Source organism: Phycisphaerae bacterium (assembly GCA_035275405.1).
Lineage (GTDB): Bacteria > Planctomycetota > Phycisphaerae > UBA1845 > UTPLA1 > DATEMU01.
In genome coordinates this window covers 653,079-669,787 of sequence record DATEMU010000015.1, presented here as the reverse complement: position 1 = coordinate 669,787, position 16,709 = coordinate 653,079, and the positions used below count along the sequence as shown (strand labels likewise).

14 protein-coding genes are annotated in these 16,709 nt (G+C 58.6%); 12 read left to right on the top strand and 2 right to left on the bottom strand.

Going from position 1 to position 16,709, the window contains the following annotated elements:
* Positions 1-407: 407 nt before the first annotated feature.
* Positions 408-1,292 (bottom strand): hypothetical protein, encoded by an 885-nt coding sequence (locus VJZ71_20485; protein ID HKQ50462.1) that lies wholly within the window; start codon positions 1,290-1,292, stop codon positions 408-410.
* Positions 1,293-2,009: 717 nt separating this feature from the next.
* Between VJZ71_20485 and VJZ71_20480 the strand changes: the two genes are divergently transcribed.
* On the top strand, positions 2,010-2,567 hold the full coding sequence (locus tag VJZ71_20480; GenBank protein ID HKQ50461.1) for a hypothetical protein: 558 nt from the start codon (positions 2,010-2,012) through the stop codon (positions 2,565-2,567).
* Between the two features lie 64 nt (positions 2,568-2,631).
* Here VJZ71_20480 and VJZ71_20475 read toward each other — a convergent pair whose 3' ends face one another.
* Positions 2,632-3,615, bottom strand: coding sequence for a hypothetical protein (locus VJZ71_20475; protein ID HKQ50460.1), 984 nt, complete (start codon positions 3,613-3,615; stop codon positions 2,632-2,634).
* 414 nt (positions 3,616-4,029) lie between these two features.
* On the opposite strand from VJZ71_20475, the gene VJZ71_20470 reads away from it, so the two are divergent.
* The 11 genes from VJZ71_20470 (at position 4,030) to VJZ71_20420 (ending at position 16,472) form a co-directional block, all read left to right on the top strand.
* Entirely contained in the window at positions 4,030-4,503 is a 474-nt protein-coding gene (locus VJZ71_20470; protein ID HKQ50459.1) for a hypothetical protein, read from the top strand.
* A 1,106-nt stretch (positions 4,504-5,609) separates the two neighbouring features.
* On the top strand, positions 5,610-8,339 hold the full coding sequence (locus VJZ71_20465; GenBank protein ID HKQ50458.1) for a LamG-like jellyroll fold domain-containing protein: 2,730 nt from the start codon (positions 5,610-5,612) through the stop codon (positions 8,337-8,339).
* A 146-nt stretch (positions 8,340-8,485) separates the two neighbouring features.
* The gene (locus VJZ71_20460; GenBank protein ID HKQ50457.1) at positions 8,486-8,776 is read left to right on the top strand and encodes a hypothetical protein; all 291 of its coding nucleotides are present in this window, start codon (positions 8,486-8,488) and stop codon (positions 8,774-8,776) included.
* Between the two features lie 566 nt (positions 8,777-9,342).
* Entirely contained in the window at positions 9,343-10,074 is a 732-nt protein-coding gene (locus VJZ71_20455; GenBank protein ID HKQ50456.1) for a hypothetical protein, read from the top strand.
* A gap of 54 nt (positions 10,075-10,128) precedes the next feature.
* Positions 10,129-10,725, top strand: a complete 597-nt coding sequence (locus tag VJZ71_20450) for a hypothetical protein (GenBank protein HKQ50455.1) — start codon at positions 10,129-10,131, stop codon at positions 10,723-10,725.
* Positions 10,726-10,744: 19 nt separating this feature from the next.
* Positions 10,745-12,328: a hypothetical protein gene (locus VJZ71_20445; protein HKQ50454.1), complete on the top strand. Its 1,584-nt coding sequence runs from the start codon at positions 10,745-10,747 to the stop codon at positions 12,326-12,328.
* A 719-nt stretch (positions 12,329-13,047) separates the two neighbouring features.
* Positions 13,048-13,497: a hypothetical protein gene (locus tag VJZ71_20440; GenBank protein ID HKQ50453.1), complete on the top strand. Its 450-nt coding sequence runs from the start codon at positions 13,048-13,050 to the stop codon at positions 13,495-13,497.
* A gap of 332 nt (positions 13,498-13,829) precedes the next feature.
* Positions 13,830-14,420 (top strand): hypothetical protein, encoded by a 591-nt coding sequence (locus VJZ71_20435; protein ID HKQ50452.1) that lies wholly within the window; start codon positions 13,830-13,832, stop codon positions 14,418-14,420.
* Between the two features lie 43 nt (positions 14,421-14,463).
* On the top strand, positions 14,464-15,069 hold the full coding sequence (locus tag VJZ71_20430) for a hypothetical protein (GenBank protein ID HKQ50451.1): 606 nt from the start codon (positions 14,464-14,466) through the stop codon (positions 15,067-15,069).
* 90 nt (positions 15,070-15,159) lie between these two features.
* A complete protein-coding gene (locus tag VJZ71_20425) occupies positions 15,160-15,432 on the top strand; it encodes a hypothetical protein (protein ID HKQ50450.1) in 273 nt (90 codons plus the stop codon).
* Positions 15,433-15,443: 11 nt separating this feature from the next.
* Positions 15,444-16,472, top strand: coding sequence for an MBL fold metallo-hydrolase (locus tag VJZ71_20420; GenBank protein ID HKQ50449.1), 1,029 nt, complete (start codon positions 15,444-15,446; stop codon positions 16,470-16,472).
* The last annotated feature ends 237 nt before the right edge of the window (positions 16,473-16,709 follow it).

Here is a 16,709-nt window from a genome sequence, read left to right as displayed (position 1 = left end):
GAGAACCAGACTCGCTATACTGTGATTGTTCGTTATTCGGGGCCGCGTTACCTTCGCCGGGGCGCGGGCCTTCTTTTTGATCGCACATACTGTATTACACCTTCCGCATTTTCAGGCTTTTTATGACGTCTCCGATGTCGAACCGGATCACCTTCGGGGTGATTCGAACGGCCGGGATGCGCCCTGCACGTACCCAGGCTCTGACCGTGGAAGGCTGGATTCCCAGGTGCTTCGCCAGTTCAGCTGTGTCGATCAGGCTGTTCGCGTTTCGGGGCATTGCTTAGGGTCCTCCCCTTATTTAGCACGGGGAATGCGCGCAGGAGTCGCGCATAGTGGCGCATACCACCGGAAAACATTGAGAAAAATGCCCCTTACATTAGCGCATGTTGAGAGACGAGGACCCGTCGCTAATCGTGATCGTCACGTTGCTTTTGACCTTGGAGGCGTGCTTTGGTCCCGGACACTTGGCGCGGCCCACTGTCGATTAAAGCAGGATCCATGGGTAAGACGCGGTTTGGTTCGATGATCTGTCGGGTCTCATCCGGGATCTGGTTGCCGAGTTCTAGCCATTGCTTTACTTGTCTAACCCAACGAGAGACCTGGCCCTGGCTCGTCCCCATCCTCGCCGCGATTTCTGTTTGGGTCAGGTCGCCGAGTTTATGCGAGAGGTAGGCTTTGAACGCTTTTTTCGAGGGCTCGTCTCGTCGCCGTCCGGCCGGATGCCCCGAATCACCCGTAGGGCTCCCTTGTGCTTCCGTTGCTTCAAACCCCACAGCTCCAGTGACCTCGGGCGCAGTATCGTCGTCCGTCTGGACTCTCTCTGTTGGCGCGTACAAGGCTCGAATATTCTCGAATTCCTTTGCGGCCCAGAAACGCCGTAACTCATCAAGCGAAACGACCGGGGGAAAGCAGGGATCATATTGGCCCAAGTCTATCTCATCCGTAAATTGATACTCCCCGTCGACAAAAACTCGGATCTCCGCCCAGTCTCCCGTGTCGTCCCCTAGTACAGTGCCGAACACAGCGACCTTACGCCCTAGCGCATCGGGCCAAGAAAGCCTAAAAAGACCCGGTGACGGTGTCGGTGCCTCGTCGCCAGCGTCCGCCGACGACTGATCGAAGTCCGGGGTCGCTTGGCTATTCATCGCATCCGCAGAAACGTGATCGGTCTCTGAGGCGAACTCGAGATCGCCAGCCAGTACAGTCCGTTCTGAGGGTTTGTTTTCCAAATGGTGTGGGACGAGCTGGACAATCGCCTGGTCGGGCTTCTGAAATAATGGAGCGTCTGCCATAGTGCCTTGTCTACGGTGTGGCCGCCGGCGAGGTACCTCAGACAACGCAACCGAGTACTACGCGGCGGCGAACAGCCGTGATCAGCCGCTACCGTCAGAATCATTCTACCTAAACGATGTTGAAAAAGCGATTGTGTCGTTGAGTGTTGGGCGCTTAGGAAACCCGTAGCGGGCGGTATTGGCATCGCGCCTGCCGGCCCGAACCGACGTGGTATTCGCCGTGCGATCGACCAAACGAGAGTTTTGCTAGATGGTGGGGAGGGGAGTTGGATCTGACACGGTCCGAGGTGATCCAAAGGATGGGGCCTAGGCAGCCGTAATTCGGCGAATAAAGGGACCGGGATCCTTTCATCAGTAAATAACGCAAGTGGGGCGGAAAATTTAGACCGAGCCCAAACGGCACCACTATTACTCTCCCACCAACGACTCCGATGGAGATAGGGTCTCCGAAACCGATCTCGGCCTCGGCGGTCGACGACTGGCCTTGTCGCGCGCTTGAACATGTCGGCGGCACGCTGTGCGCCTGGTTCTGCGCCGTTTTCGGCACCTACTCGTACGGTCCGCCCGGGCTAATGTTGCTATGTTAGGGTTTCCCTTTCGGCGACAGCGCTTCGATTTTTGGGGTCGGAGCCTCTTTTTATTAACCTGTCGATTGTTGGAAATCCGACCAGGAAATCTTATCAGTCCAAACCATGATTGTGACAAGGAGCTATTCCCATGATCGTTCAAACATCGCCGTACGATTCGAACATCCCTCCGGCGGATCGGAAGCCTCTTCCGATCCCGGAGCAGCAGCGCAATTTTGAGTCCGTCGTCAGGCGTGACCGCCGACGCCGGGCGCGGCAAGACGCGCGTGTGATGGCTCGACTTTGGAGGGCCGGACGCAACGACGCCCGACTCTTGGGCATCATCCAAGATCCGAAGACCGGGGAGCTGGTGAACGATCCAGCCGTAGCCGAATATTATGGCCGACCCACCCTGGAGCAGATCGCGGAGGCCAGCCACGAGGCGGCTGCGGTAACGAATCTTGCCGTGATGACCTTCCAAGCGTTTCCCCCACGTGCTATGGCCAGGATGTGCAGAGCAAATCGTTTTGTTGAACAGTCCCTTTTCACGTTGCCGGGGCTGATCGAGTGGTTCAAACTCGCCTCCCCCGACGAAAGGCGCCTAGCGCTGAACCGCGTCTTGCCGGAGCGGCGGACGCTCACGAGTCTCGTCCGATCGATAATTCGGGCCCGCAAGAAGAAAGAGCGCAGTGAACAGCATAGAGGGTGAGCCCGGGCCGGCTCGCGCTGCGATTCCGCTGGAGAGTCGTCGATGAAAGTCTTCGGGCTAGCGTTCAGGCGTCCGGTGTCGTGTCGTCAGCGGGCGGCGGCTCCGAAGCCACGGCCACGGCCTCACTTTTTTCGATACTTTTCCGAATGGTCTCCGCCAGGCCCAGCTCGATGTAATTCCCTTCATCGGCCATTTGCTCCGCCGTCGGCATCGGCCGGACCGGGTTTTTGCCAAATCGCTCATACAGGATGCGGATTATTCCGCCGGTCAATTCCTCCACCTCGGTCTGCGCCGCCGACGCGGCGGGCTTCAGTCTGGATATTTCGATTTCGCCGGCACGCATTCCTTCCTCGACTTGGCGATGGAGGTTTTGAAGCGGGATCGCGTTTTGCTGGCTAGGCTTGACGGCGGCCGCGGCGGTGATGGCGTTTGTCGCGATCCGCCTGCGAATGATTTTGATCAAGCACGTCCACTGGTCAGGCGTGAAGTCCGTCGCCATATCCAGATACCGCTGCAGCATGTCCGCGCCACCCGCAAGAACCAGAAGCTTGAACAACGAACCGCGATCCTTTACTCCGCCGCCGTCGAGCAACGGGCCGAGCACGTTGCTGGAGACAAAAAACCTGTTTGTAAGAAGGTCGCGTACGTCAAAGAACAGGTGCGCGTAGGCGTCTACCACCCGCGGGTGAATTTGGACCCGCTCGGCGACCCGGCTTAGATCCTCGTCGGACAGCAACAACGCCTCCAATACCTGGCGCGACTGCAGGGCGGTCGGGTTGTGGAAGAGCTGGAAGGCCCCGTCGATGCGTGGATAGGTGCCGGCGAGCTGCTCGCGATCCTCAGGCGGTCCGCCCCGGTCCATGTGCTGTCGGCAGTAATGAAAGGCGTAGTAGATCAGCGGGGTTGTTCGCCGAAACCGGCGGGGGACATGCGTCGCGATTTTCGCGAGCGTCCGGGCCCGGTTCCATCGCCAGGCTGGATCGAAGTCGATCCCCACCGGCGGACGTGGGGCGTTCAGAAGCCGGAGGACGGGATGGGGATCTTTCATTTGTTCGATTGTCCGAAAAATCGATCACTGGTTCAAAAATCCCGCCGGCCGCGCGCAGGGTGGCGACGGGCGTCCAAGATCTGTCGGCGGGAAGTGGGTCGTCGATCGTCGGTCCGGACCCCCAAGGGAAACACTGGCCGGCGAGTTTCGAATGTCAACATTACGAAAGGAAAGCTATCAAGGGTCGGCGTCAGCGGTCGCAATTTTTGGATGGGGAAGGTCATTCTCCTAGACTCAAAGGGTGTCAAAGTCCAGGAAAAGATGCCTGCGAAATGGACGTGAGGATCGGCGGTGACCGCCTCCCACCACCGAAATGACGGCCAGGGCCGAGCCAATGGGCGAAGAGCCGGTGCGGTCGTAAATGCGCCCGGTGACCCGACGCCGGACGAGATCATTGCGGCGATCCAAGGCTGCGTGTCGCAGGCCCATGAGCCCTCGATCGATAGCCTTGCAACCGATGCGGAACTGGCGGATGAATTGACCAGACGGGTTCGGCAGCTCGCTCGAAAGGGCCCCCGTCATGCCCTGATTGCCGCGTTTTCCTCAGCGTCTGAGATGTTGACCCTCGCGATGGTCCGGGTTCAGGCTCAGTTCCTTCGCGATCTTGGGACATTCGATCGGGCGAAGATCGGCGTCTCCGATGCCGGCCGTCTGGGCCTGCCGCCGGACGCCATGGAAGCCGTGTCGATTGTCAGTTCCTTGAGTAGCCAGCTGACCGATTTGGCTTCGGCATATGGGAAGTTCGTCCACGTCACGAATATTGGTAAGAAAAGCGATGAACCCGTATTTAACCACGGCACCGGAACACCACGACCGGTGGGACCAGATCGAAACGGCCATGCAGGCCGCGAGAACGGAACTGGAGAGGCAAGGCAGCGTCGTTTCTAAGCGGAGCTCATCCGGGCAAATCCTCCACGTTCTGCGGTTTCGGCAATGTCGGAAGGATGGCCGGCGGGTCCAGTGCTCAATCAACCTGGGGGACCATCCCATGGACATTCAACGGGCCCGCGACCTGCTCGGGGCGTGGCAGTCCGCACGCCGCCCGGCTCGATCGACGGACTCAAACATTCGCAGGATCTGGGCGACCATCCGATCGGTTGCCGGGCAGCTTCGGCCGGCCGATCGGGCGATCATGATCAGGCATTTTCGGACGGCCGGCACGGATCTCCGGAAACTTCTGGCGGCCTCTACCGCATGGCCGGACATCCACCGGCAACGGCTTCTACGGCGGAAATTTCGGCGGCGCAAGAGGCGGGGCCGAGGGATCACAATGAGCAACAGAGATCATGTTAACCGTGCGATGGGATCCATCGGGGGAACAGGTTTCAGCTAGATATTTTCTTTTCGCAGCAGTCTTCCTTCGGTCCTAGATGGCTCATGTGTGACGCGGCAAGCCGAATCAAACGATCGAGCGGAACGAAGGAAGCTCCTACTTCTCCCGGTCTCGAGACCACCTGGACCTATGCCGCCGAATTGGAAACCGGTTTCCAAATTGACGTTAAGTTCGCGATTCTGGCCGAGCTGTTGGGCGTGGAAAGCGGCTTCCCCCCACGTAACACTGGAGTCCGGCCTCCCAAATAAAGTGTCCCCTTTCAATCTCTCCGGCCCGAGAGCGGGGGACCACTTCGGCTCAAAAACCTGTTCAAGGGAGAATCGACCGAGCTACTCCAGCTCCTGAGGCATCAGACCACAAACCCTTGGTCCGACAGAGGATGGGTGTCACCTCCTGGCGAAATTGATCTTGGATAGGCCGGGGTTTGTGCAAACAAAGGGGTACTGGCACGCCAATTGCCAGCGTGTCGACCACGCGATCGGGGCTTGCATCGGCCCTCGATCCTGCGCCCACTTCGCGGCAAGGCGTTGCGCCCGGTCGGGCGACGCCTGCCTCAGAGGATGACGCTAATCGGGGCACACGTCCCTGGTTCGTAGTTTCGATCTCGGCCCCGTTCGCCAATTCATCATCCCGGTCGCACGACCAGACAGGAGGCGGTTCCATGCGGCGGATCAAAGACCCGTTTGTCGGCGAGGCAGCGATACTCTCGATAATCACCAATCTCGCACTGGCGGCCGCGAGTTTCGGCCAAGATTGTTTCGTTTGGACACAGTGTGCCAGCGTCGGTCCGCCGCCGCGCGATGCCATGGGAATCGCCTTCGATGCCGCCCGCGGAAAGACCGTCCTTTTCGGCGGTTACGGACCCACGATCAATCGAGACACCTGGCTTTGGGATGGTGCTACGTGGACTCTCGCATCTTCGACGGGCCCCGAAGCTAGGTTTCTCAATGCCATGGCGTATGACAGTCAGCGCGCGAGAGTCGTGCTCTTTGGTGGCCAAGGCACCAGCACCGGTTGGAAGCGCGATACTTGGGAATGGGACGGCAGCACTTGGATTTCCCGCTCAAATTTCGGCCCCGCTGCCCGCCACGGGCATGCCCTGGCCTATGACAGTGCCCGCGGGCGCACAGTGCTATTTGGCGGTTATAGCCCGGGCGGCTATTTGGGTGATACCTGGGAGTGGAATGGGACGACGTGGACCCAGCGGGCCACCACAGGACCGACCCCGCGAGATCGGCACGCGATGGCCTTTGATGAGTCGAGAGGCGTAACTATCCTGTTCGGTGGTGATGGCGGGAGCTATGACACATGGGAATGGAATGGAGCCGTGTGGACACAGACGTTTGTTTCGGCTCCCACCACGATCCCCTATTCAAAGATGGCGTACGATGCGGATCGCCAACGAGTTATCTTGTTTGCCGGTCCCGTAAATCCAGGTCAAGCCGGAAGTACGTGGGAATGGGATGGATTCAGTTGGGTGCTTCGTTCGACGAGTGGCCCGGACTGGCGGGACAACCCTGGCATGGCATACGACCGGCAACGCCGTCGGCTGGTGCTGTTCGGAGGAGGAGGCGGAGGCGCGTTTAATGACACTTGGGAGCGCGTAAACTGTTCAAGCGTCGCCGGGAGTGCGCTTAAGTTTGATGGTGTGGACGACACGGTACGAATTCCTCGTACAACCGTGCTGGAACCGACCGAAAACCTCACAATCGAAGCGTGGATCCGGCCCGACCCCATCACGGATCGGCATAGCAGAATCGTGCGAAGCGCGGGGCCGTTTTCATGTGGGTACATTCTCTCGTTTCAACAAAGCGGAGAAGGGCAGCGGATACAACTTCGCCTTCACAACGGTGACACATGCGACGACGGGTTTGACGGGACCGTTGTTGTCAGTGATACGGATCCAACCAGCACATATTACGGGGACTGGCATCATGTTGCCGGCGTGTATTCCGCGAGTGGTAATTACGCACGACTGTACGTTGACGGTATACTTAAAGGGGAGGTGCCGGGTTTCGGACCTTTGAGCTACTCCGGGGCAGACGTGTATATCGGCAACGGGCCACCGTCTGTCGACGCTGAACCCTTTGATGGACTGATCGACGAGGTCCGAATCTGGAACGTGGCGAGATCAGGCGCCGAAATCGCGCAGGACTACAACAGGCATATCAAGCCCAATACCCAAGGACTGGTTGGATACTGGCGGTTCGACGAGCCATCGAACTGGGGCGACGCATTTGACTCTTCGCCCTTTGCTAACCATGGTACGCGCGGGGCTAGCCTTACCCCCGGAACTGATGATCCCGCTCGCGTAACCTCAACCGTCCCGTTGATATCGAATCCGTGGCTGTCGGATTGGCTCGACTACGGAGGACATCGCTATCGTCTCACTGAACCGACGATCTGGTCCTGCGCCGAAGCGCAAGCGGTCGCATTCGGCGGGCACTTGGTTGCCCTAAACGATCAGGCGGAAGATGTGTGGGTTAATAGCGCGTTCGGCCCGTTAGTCGGAGGAATCGGACCTTGGATCGGTCTATATCAACCACCCGGAAGCGCGGAGCCGACCGGGGGATGGATTTGGAGCAACGGAGATTCAGTTACGTACACGAACTGGCTTGCCGCCCAACCTGACAACGATGCCGGAAATGAACATTCCGCACAATCGTCGCCGCCGAGCGACACGTGGAATGATCTCAATGGATCAGTGTTTGGGTTGAACGGAATCGTGGAGATCATCGACTGCAACGGAAACGGCATTGGCGATCCGTTGGATATTCAGAGCGGTACGAGTCCGGACTTTGACGCGGACGGCGTTCCCGACGAATGCGATAATTGCCCTTCGATCGCCAATCCAAGTCAAGCTGATTGTGATATGAACGGCATCGGCGATGCCTGTGAGCTGGATTGCGATTCAGATGGGACCCCCGATGCCTGCGAGCTTGATACTGATACGGACGGTGTACCGGACGATTGCGACAACTGTCCGGCAGTCGCAAATCCGAATCAATCTGATTGCGATTTCGATGGAGTGGGCGATGTCTGCCAGGAAAGTTGCGCTATCGATACCGATTCGGATGGCATCGTCGATTGCTGCGACAACTGCTTGCTGACGCCCAACCCCGACCAAGCCGACGGCGACAACGATGATGTGGGCGACGCATGCGACAAGTGCCCCAACGTTTTCAACCCCAGCCAGGATGACACGGATTCTGACGCCCTCGGCGACCTGTGCGATAACTGCCCAAACGTGTCCAACCCCGGTCAGGAGGATTGCGATGCCGACGGCGAAGGCGACGCCTGCCCCTGCCCGCGGCGCGGCGACATGAACGATGACGGCGTCATCGATGGCGCCGACATCCGACTTTTCGTCGAGGCGGCGCTGGGCGGATAAACTGTCGTTTGCGCAATTGACAAGCGTCGCGGAATGTGAGTAGGGACGCATCGCAGCCCTATCAGTCGTCCCGTTCTCATGTTACACTTCTCCGCGATTGTTTCGGGGGCGAGTCGTTGGTAGCCGCGACATAGGGAGTCGAATTGATGGCCAGAACCAGAAGCGGAATCTTCAAGTGCAACCGGTGTAAACGAAAGTTCAGCATGGCGGCGCATCTGGCCCGTCACATGACGGCCATTCACGGCGTCAGGAAATCGGGAAAGCGAGCCTATACGAAGCGAATGAAGCGGCCCTATTCGAAGGTTGGCCGGCCCACGGGGATCGTCGCCCGATTGGGGCTCCGGGATCTCGGCTTGGAGCAGCTCTCGCTGGTGATCGACGCGGCGCGGCAGGAAGCCCGCCGACAGCTGCAGCTGATGGAAGCGGCGCTTCGATAGAGCAACATCGGGGCGTCAGCTAATCACCGGCGGCCAATTGTGATCCAGGTCTGGCGGAGACGCCGGCCGCGTGGTCGGGGTACATCGAACTCGTATGGGCCCGACATTGGATTTTGGCGCACGCCCGGCCGATTGGTGCAGTACGTCACATCAAGATGTACGAGGCCACCTGTTTTGACCGACCAGGAACTCAGTGCCCTCGACGATCTGGCGGCGCGGGTGCTCCGGCGGCCCGCTGCTGCCGTCGAGCCCTACGTGTCCTTGGTTGAAGCTGGATAAGCCTCGCACGAAAAGCAGCGCCGAATGGCCACTTGGCACACCAGCGAGGGTCCTTTTCAGCCCTGCAGGCCGGAAAACCCTCGAAAACACGGTAGGCTAAACGAAGGGGGCGCTGTACAATGAGCGACCACGACCCGGCGGCGTAATCGGGCACGGTTATCTGAGAAATATCGGGTCAGAGAGAAAAATGGAGGAAGCAGGATTAGGGGAAACCGGCCCGAGACTGAAATGTGATTTTCAACAGAGGCAAACGGGAGCTTCGTGATTCGCTCCCGACGCAACAGAGAATGGACATGGAGACTTGGCCAGAACTACGAATTCTCATTCAAGCCCGAGCACCTAAATCTGGTTGCGTTCAAGGACGCAGTCGAGAGGCTAACGAGTTTCGACGCTTCAGGATCAGAGCCTCGGGTTTTGGCCCAGCCTCGCCGAAACTTGGATTGATTGTCGTTACCTCGTTGTTATGCGCCGCATGTGGCCCGCCACCGCCTAGGGTTGATCCGGGTCCGAGTGTACAAGACGTATGGGGGTTGCGGTCGGGTGATATCGAGCAATGCGCCCAGGCGATGTCCCGGGACTTGATTCGGGAGCCCTTGCTGCAACGAGCCGAGCCTCCGGTTCGCATCGGGATCGCTGGCGTTGAAAACCAGACGAATGAACCATTCATCGGCGGAAGCGCTGAAATGGTGGCGACCCGGATTCAGACCATTGTCTTTCGATCATTGCGCAGCCAATCGTCGCCCGGCAGCACCGCTAAGTTCATCATGCTGCGCGGACCAGTTGGGGAAGCGATCGCAGCCCAGCGAGAAGCCAAACGAACTGGACAGGCCACGCACACAGGACTGAAGGACAAGCATGGCGTCGATTACATCCTGTCCGGCGTCTATCAGTCGCTGGACAAGTCCATTGCGGGCAAGCGGCTCGTGGACATGTACATGACGTTTAGCCTCACGGACGCTGATAGTGGCGAGATCGTGTGGACCCATGACTATCCTGTGAAGACCGTGACGCCGGGGTGATTCGTGCATAGGCTCCATCTGACCAGCTGGACAGGTCATTTCGGTCTTCGTGCCATGTTGCTGCTGGTAGCCGCGCCCGGTTGCAATGCGCCCCGGGATGTTGGCAGCATCGAGGCGATGAAGGGGAGCTTCCTCAGCGACCTGGAAATCGCCCGTGTAGCCGACCTGATGGCGCGTGACATGGTCCGCGAGCCGATGTTCTTTGACGCGGAGGCACCGCCCCGAATCGCGCTTGTCAAGGTCGAAAACGACACCACGCAGTATTTCTTCGCCCCCGCTAAGGACGCCTACCTGACGCGCCTGAGGACCCAGCTCGCCCGCGCGTTGCGTGACCGCGTCAAATTCGTCGACACCGACGTCGCGCAAGAACTACGAGCGAAACTCGCCCGATGGCATCCGGACGATGAATCCACGCAGACCATCGCCCGGGGTCATCGCGATCGCCACGGCGTGGACTACTTTCTGGTCGCTCGATTCATGTCCAATGACAAGATCGTGGAAATCCCGGACAAAAAAGGGCAAAAGAATGCCCGGCGGGTAGTGCTACTGGACATGAACTTCTGCCTTGTGGATGCCGAGACAGCGGAGATTCAATGGACCAACAGCATTGCGTCAGCTGCGGCCTACTCAACACGGGATTTTCAGAATTAGGTAGCGGCGTTCAGGCGAAATGAAGTCAATCTCTCATTACATGCGTTCGCCCATGGCCTCCGCCACTACGTGCGTTTTCGCTCTCTTCTGTACGCTGAGCGCAGGGGCGGTCGGCGCAGGCTGTGCGCAGCCTGCCGGCATGCACACTTGGGGAACAACGGACTATGAGTCGGAGGCGGTCGCCCTCGGCCCGCAAGCAGAGGCAGAGCTGGCGAAGCCGATTGAGCGGCGATCAAAGGATGCCGGCCTTCTCCTATTGGATTATGCAACCTGTTGCATGAGCGCTGGAAGGCTCGATGCCGCCCAGCGCGCCTTATATGAGGCCATCCTCCTCACAAATGATTTGAGCCTGGGTGATGCGTCCGGCCGCGCCAGTCTTGTGTTCGATGAATCGATGAAGATATGGCAGGGCGAAGCATATGAACGCGCCATGATCGAACTTCTTCACGGCATCTGCTTGATGCAGCTGAACGATTTCGAGAATGCGCGCGTGGCATTTGATCGAGCCCTGGTGTGCGATCGCTTCAGCAAAGGTGCCTTGACGGACTATGAGGGAAATTGCGGCGGCGATGACCAATTCGTCGCGAACGCCTACTGCACCTCAAAGGGAGGCAGCCTCTTCCAGCGCGATTTCTTGGCAGCTTACTTCTTTCGCACAATTTGCTACTTGAGGACCGGGAGAAACAAGCTGGCAGATGATAGTTGGAAGCAGACAATTTACACCCGCGAAGAAGTTCGGATGGTCTCCCAACGAAACACCACCATCGAGACACCGATTGCCTGGACAGGGCACGATGGGCGCTATACGTATCCGAACGTATATGTCCCTCCAACTGGCCGCACGGAGGACGCGGGTCATGACGTCTTCGGGCCGAACCTAGGCGAACTGGAAAAAGCCAATCTGCTTATCATTGCGGCGACGGGAAATCGGCCCAAGAAGCTTAGGGTGGGCGAGAACAAGGGGGGGGACACGACCTTCCTTCACGATGATTACTTCATGCCGATCCAGGCGATTCGCCACATCGGCCTGAGCCTGGATGGAGACTTCACAGGCTACATGATGCAGTGTCTCGACTTGTATGGTCAAGCCGCTGGTCGCGGACCTTCGATTAAGGACCTTGCCCAGAAGCGTAAAGGCGAGGTCGAGGACTTTGGTCTCGCTCTCCAGAAGACTGATAACAACTACCTTAAGTTGCTAGGCTTGATTATCCGTGCCGCCAACCGGGAAGAGGCTGATATCCGACAGTGGAGGCTTTTGCCGAACTCGATTCACGTCTGGATGCAACGCGTTCAGCCCGGATCACATCGCATCGTCCTTTTGCCTTCCGGTGAAAACGTTCCCAGCCGTGACTATTACTTCATTGATCGCGCGGTTGCGCCGGTTCTTCAGCAGACAGAAATAAACTACGTTCGAATGCTCGCGAATGCGCCGGCACGCTTGTTCGCACCGCGGCATGTGCGGTCGCTGGATGTCAAAGTCCCGGATACCGGGTTAGCCGTCGTTTTTGTGGCGGAGGCCTTCAACTTGGAAGCCAAGGAAATCGCGGTGGGTGCGCCGAAAGAATACGAGTTGTTGCCTCGCCGCGTGCCCCCTAAGCAATGAGCGAATGAGGTTATGCGTAAATGAGCCCCTACACTTCGAAACAGCCAAGAGCCCTCCGCCGCCGACCCGGCAGGGTGATTGTCTCAGCCGTTGCCCTTGGCATCTGCGGCTGTCAACTTTCGAAGCCTGTTTACGTCGACGACCACCGTGAATTGCGGCCGTATGTGATTACCCCGACCTTGCGGCATTCTCCGACAAGTCAACAGGCCGCCTTGGAAGACGTTGATTCAATTGCACCAATGAAGGACAGGTCCGATGCGCAGCAGTAACCCCAGGCGAGTCTTCCCGAATTGTCCCCATTGGATAATCGGCCATATGCGGCTTGGTCTTCTCACGGTTGCGTGCGGGATATGGACCGTCGGATGCGCTGAAACGAAATCGACAACGAGCGAAAGCACCGTGACGCGGATCAAGAATCCTTGGCTCAGAAGTCATGTCGCCGCGGAAGTCCTACGCTCGGGCGTGAACGAGCGATCCGGCCTTTTCGAGGTTGACGCCACGCTTCGCGTCGAACAACTCGAATCGGGCCGGGATGACGGATATCGTCTTGTGGCAAGGACCTGTTACTTCCTGGGAGGCGAGCCAGATCCTGTGGATTCCTCTGATTGGAGTGAATTACTGATGGAGCCGGGTAGATCGGTGCCCTATATCTCCACGAGCCTGGCGCCGGCCGATCGCTGTATCATTGAGATTGCCTATCCGAAGGAGGCTGGATTGCGATGAATACCTTTGACTTTGAGATGAGGAAGAACAGCGTCATCATGACGATTTTGGTTTTGATCCTTTCGGCCCGCTGCGCTCCCCAGGCGCACGCTCCACGTGAAGGTACGACCAGAACGGAAGATGTGTCACAAGTCATTTACAACCACTCTTGGCTAAAGGCCAACGTTCCGCTTCGAAATCTGAAGGTGGATCGGCTAAACGGCAATTTGCTGCACGTGGTTGCGCAGCTTCACTCGGAGGAGCCGCACGTCTCTCGACGGGTAAACGTTCGCACGGAATTCTATGCGCCCGCGATGGCCGACGGGGGTGTCGTGGTCGACAAGACTGAGTGGACCGAATTCGTCTTGGAGCCTCGCAAGCGAGTGCAATACGAAGTATCCAGCCTCAAGCCGGCTGACGATTTCAGGATTTACGTCTATTACGATGAAGATATCGGAAAGCCGTAATTCTCGAGTGCCAAAGCAATCCGGTGGATGAAGAATCGAATCCAGGTGCTGTGATGAAACAAGTTAGTCTCCGCGGGAATTCGAGATGGATCATTTCGATGTTGGCTCTTTCGACTACGCTGTCGCTTTCTTGTGCACCGGACCATCCTGACGTCGAGGCAAGCGTTCCGTCGCGGACCACGGGCATCGGCGGCACTAGCCCCCGTGAGTTCAACTATCAGAAGGAGGATCCGCCGCCCCCGCCGGTTGACCCCTGTGAAGCGGACCTGAACAGCGCCCGTAGCGAGTTTGCATCGGCGTACAACAAGGGAGGCCGCCCACGATTGACCTTCATGGCCAATGTCCTCGCCGGTGAAGTTGCTGCCACCCCGAGTCGAGCCCAAGACACGCCGCGGCTGTCTTCATCTGCTGACCACCCACAAGATCCGGAAGCGGTTCCGGTCGACCGGGCCCTCGTGGAAAACGAGTTGATCGATGTCTTTCAGAAGCTTGCGGGAAACATCCGGGTTGTCGACCTTGGTGTCGCGCGGGGCCAGTTCGACCGAGCCAAGGCCAACGGCCAGGAAAAAGACATTGAGGTGCTGCGCAACAACAACCTCGCGGACCTAGCTATCTTGTTGGAACTTCGCGTGGATCGTGGCATGGCCCAATCCGCTTCGGTGGAAGTTCGCGCCCACAGTGGTGATGTACATGCTCGCGGAAACTTGGAGGCCGTTCGAGGCGGCCCCATCACCATCGCCTGCACGGCACGGGCCGTTCGCGTGTCCGACGGGGCCGTTCTTGGAACCGCCTCTCCAGAGCGAATTGTGGTGAATGATGAGCATTCGCTCGACGAAAATTTGCGCCGGATGTGTTTCTGCGGTGCGGCCGAACTTGCCCGAAAACTCGCGGTAGCGTTTACAGACGATTTTAAGGGTAAATAGTGTGAGATCAATCCGAGTTCTCTGGGTATTGTTGATCGCTGGTATGACAACCTACCTTGCGACGGGTTGTGCGAAACCGATCCAGACCGAGATCTACTCGAGAACTTCGGCCAAGGGCGGCAATTCATGGAAACCCGACAAGCCGGCTGGGCAATTGTCAGTTGGCGTCGGCGTTGATTCTCCCGCATTAGCCGCAACCGTTCGACCAGCCGTCAATGGACGCGCCCCTGCCGCAGTTTCATTAAGCGACAGGGAGTTGTTGTTGGCCGTGAACGCCGACGCTAAGATGGCCGCCGTGGCGCAAGCCTTCATTGAACACGCTGCGAAATCGAGATGTTTCAAATACGTGGGGCAGGCCACGCCAGAGAATCTATCTCGCTTGGACTTGCTCATCGAATTAACGGTTTCGTACGAGCATGAGGGTAGCGGCAATGTGCATTACTGCCTCGGTCGGCTAATCGCAAATGTCTACAACGCGGATCACTCCCAGTTCTTGCATCGTTTCGTCAAATTCCACGAAGCAATGTATACGCCCGGAAAAAGAGATCACGCCTTTGCCCATGACGGCGGCGATGTTCAGGCTGCGCTGCAGCGGGCGCTGTTTGATGAACTGATTGGCAGCCTGGCCGCCCCGGCATCCGGGGGATGAGATGGTTGCTAACAGTCGGGTCGCGCAATTTCGTGTGCGAGGGTTATTTACGCTAAGCGCGCTATGTGTACTTGAGGAGGGGGGGGGCGGATGCCGGTCGATTACGGCATACCGTGCCTACGCAGAACGGTCCAGTTGGTGGGCCTACTGTTTGACCGGCTCTACGTGATGCGCAACCAGGTTTTTCACGGGGCTAGCACCAAGGGTAGCAAGCTCAACCGCCGGGCCCTCCAGGCCTCGGCGACCGTGCTCATGGACCTGCTGCCGGTGTTTCTGGAGATCATGATCGACGTCGGGATCGACTCGGACTGGGGGGCGGTCTGTTTCCCGCCGGACGTCGATGGCCCGCCGAAGTCCGGATAAGGGTGTTGCGTATGCGAAGGCTTTTCTTCAAGGGCAGCCCGGTCCGCCGCTTGGCGATTGCCGCCGCCGTAATGCTCGTCGGATCGGGGTGCGCCGAAATTCAAGTCACTGGTCCTCGGCTTCGCATCCTCGGGACCGTCCAAGACGGCGGGTTGCCACACGTCGGGTGCTGGTGTTCAAATTGTCAGGCCGCGCGGGCCTCTCCCTCTCGCCGCCGGTACGTTTCGAGCGTCGCGCTCATCCTCCCCCGGCCCTCGGGCCATCCCTCGATCTATCTCATCGATGCCACGCCCGATCTCCGGAGCCAGCTTGACCTCCTGCATGATGTCCGCCCCGGCGTCACCGATGGCATCGATCGAAGCCCCGTTGATGGCGTGTTCCTGACCCATGCGCACATCGGCCACTATCTGGGCCTGGCCTTTTTCGGGTACGAGGCCCTCAACACCTCGAATCTGCCAGTCTATTGCACGCCGCGGATGGCGGATTTCCTGCGTACGAACGGGCCGTGGAGCCAGCTCGTCCGGATCGGCAACGTGCAATTGCAGACGCTGGAACAGAGACGACCCGTACGGGTGCCGGTGGATGATGCGAAAGGAGACCACGTCTTGATTACCCCGCTGACCGTGCCGCACCGCGATGAGTATTCGGATACGGTCGGCTTCATCATCCGGCGCGAGCACCGTGAGAATGAAGCCGCGGGATCGGCGGTCCTGTTCGTACCTGATACCGAGCCGTGGGAGAGATGGAACCCCTCGCTGCTGAAGGTCATCGAACAATACGGGGTGAACGTGGCTATCCTGGATGGGACCTTTTATTCCGGGGACGAACTGCCGGATCGCGGCACCGGCAAGATCGGTCACCCGCTCATGAAGGACACGATGGATCTACTCGAGCCACTGGTGCGGGCGGGACGCCTGACGGTGTACTTCACGCATCTGAACCATTCGAATCCGGCGTTAGACCCCGCGAGCCCGGCTTCGCGGGAGATCAGGAGGCGGGGAATCAGGGTGGCCAAGGAGGGAATGGAATTGCCACTGTGAATCGTCGCGCAAATCCTTCGTCGGCAATTAGAGATGTCCAGGCGAATCGCAAGGCACTGGTAAGGGGCTTGTATCGGCGGTCAGAATCGTGTGGCCGGCTGATACGTTTGACCTCAAACACCTCGTCCCCGTAGTGGTTGATCTCCCTCACGGCGATGGGCCTCAGGGGTTATGATATCGCTTTCGGTGGGCAGGCGCACGCCGTTGACGCTGCAACCCAGTGCGCTGCGCAGTGGT

Coding starts and splice junctions, on each gene's coding strand:
- VJZ71_20440 (HKQ50453.1), top strand. CDS start 13,048: ATGAATACCTTTGACTTTGAGATGAGGAAGAACAGCGTCATCATGACG.
- VJZ71_20475 (HKQ50460.1), bottom strand. CDS start 3,615: ATGAAAGATCCCCATCCCGTCCTCCGGCTTCTGAACGCCCCACGTCCG.
- VJZ71_20485 (HKQ50462.1), bottom strand. CDS start 1,292: ATGGCAGACGCTCCATTATTTCAGAAGCCCGACCAGGCGATTGTCCAG.
- VJZ71_20460 (HKQ50457.1), top strand. CDS start 8,486: ATGGCCAGAACCAGAAGCGGAATCTTCAAGTGCAACCGGTGTAAACGA.
- VJZ71_20425 (HKQ50450.1), top strand. CDS start 15,160: ATGCCGGTCGATTACGGCATACCGTGCCTACGCAGAACGGTCCAGTTG.
- VJZ71_20420 (HKQ50449.1), top strand. CDS start 15,444: ATGCGAAGGCTTTTCTTCAAGGGCAGCCCGGTCCGCCGCTTGGCGATT.
- VJZ71_20435 (HKQ50452.1), top strand. CDS start 13,830: ATGGCCAATGTCCTCGCCGGTGAAGTTGCTGCCACCCCGAGTCGAGCC.
- VJZ71_20445 (HKQ50454.1), top strand. CDS start 10,745: ATGAAGTCAATCTCTCATTACATGCGTTCGCCCATGGCCTCCGCCACT.
- VJZ71_20430 (HKQ50451.1), top strand. CDS start 14,464: ATGACAACCTACCTTGCGACGGGTTGTGCGAAACCGATCCAGACCGAG.
- VJZ71_20455 (HKQ50456.1), top strand. CDS start 9,343: ATGGACATGGAGACTTGGCCAGAACTACGAATTCTCATTCAAGCCCGA.
- VJZ71_20480 (HKQ50461.1), top strand. CDS start 2,010: ATGATCGTTCAAACATCGCCGTACGATTCGAACATCCCTCCGGCGGAT.
- VJZ71_20465 (HKQ50458.1), top strand. CDS start 5,610: ATGCGGCGGATCAAAGACCCGTTTGTCGGCGAGGCAGCGATACTCTCG.
- VJZ71_20450 (HKQ50455.1), top strand. CDS start 10,129: ATGTTGCTGCTGGTAGCCGCGCCCGGTTGCAATGCGCCCCGGGATGTT.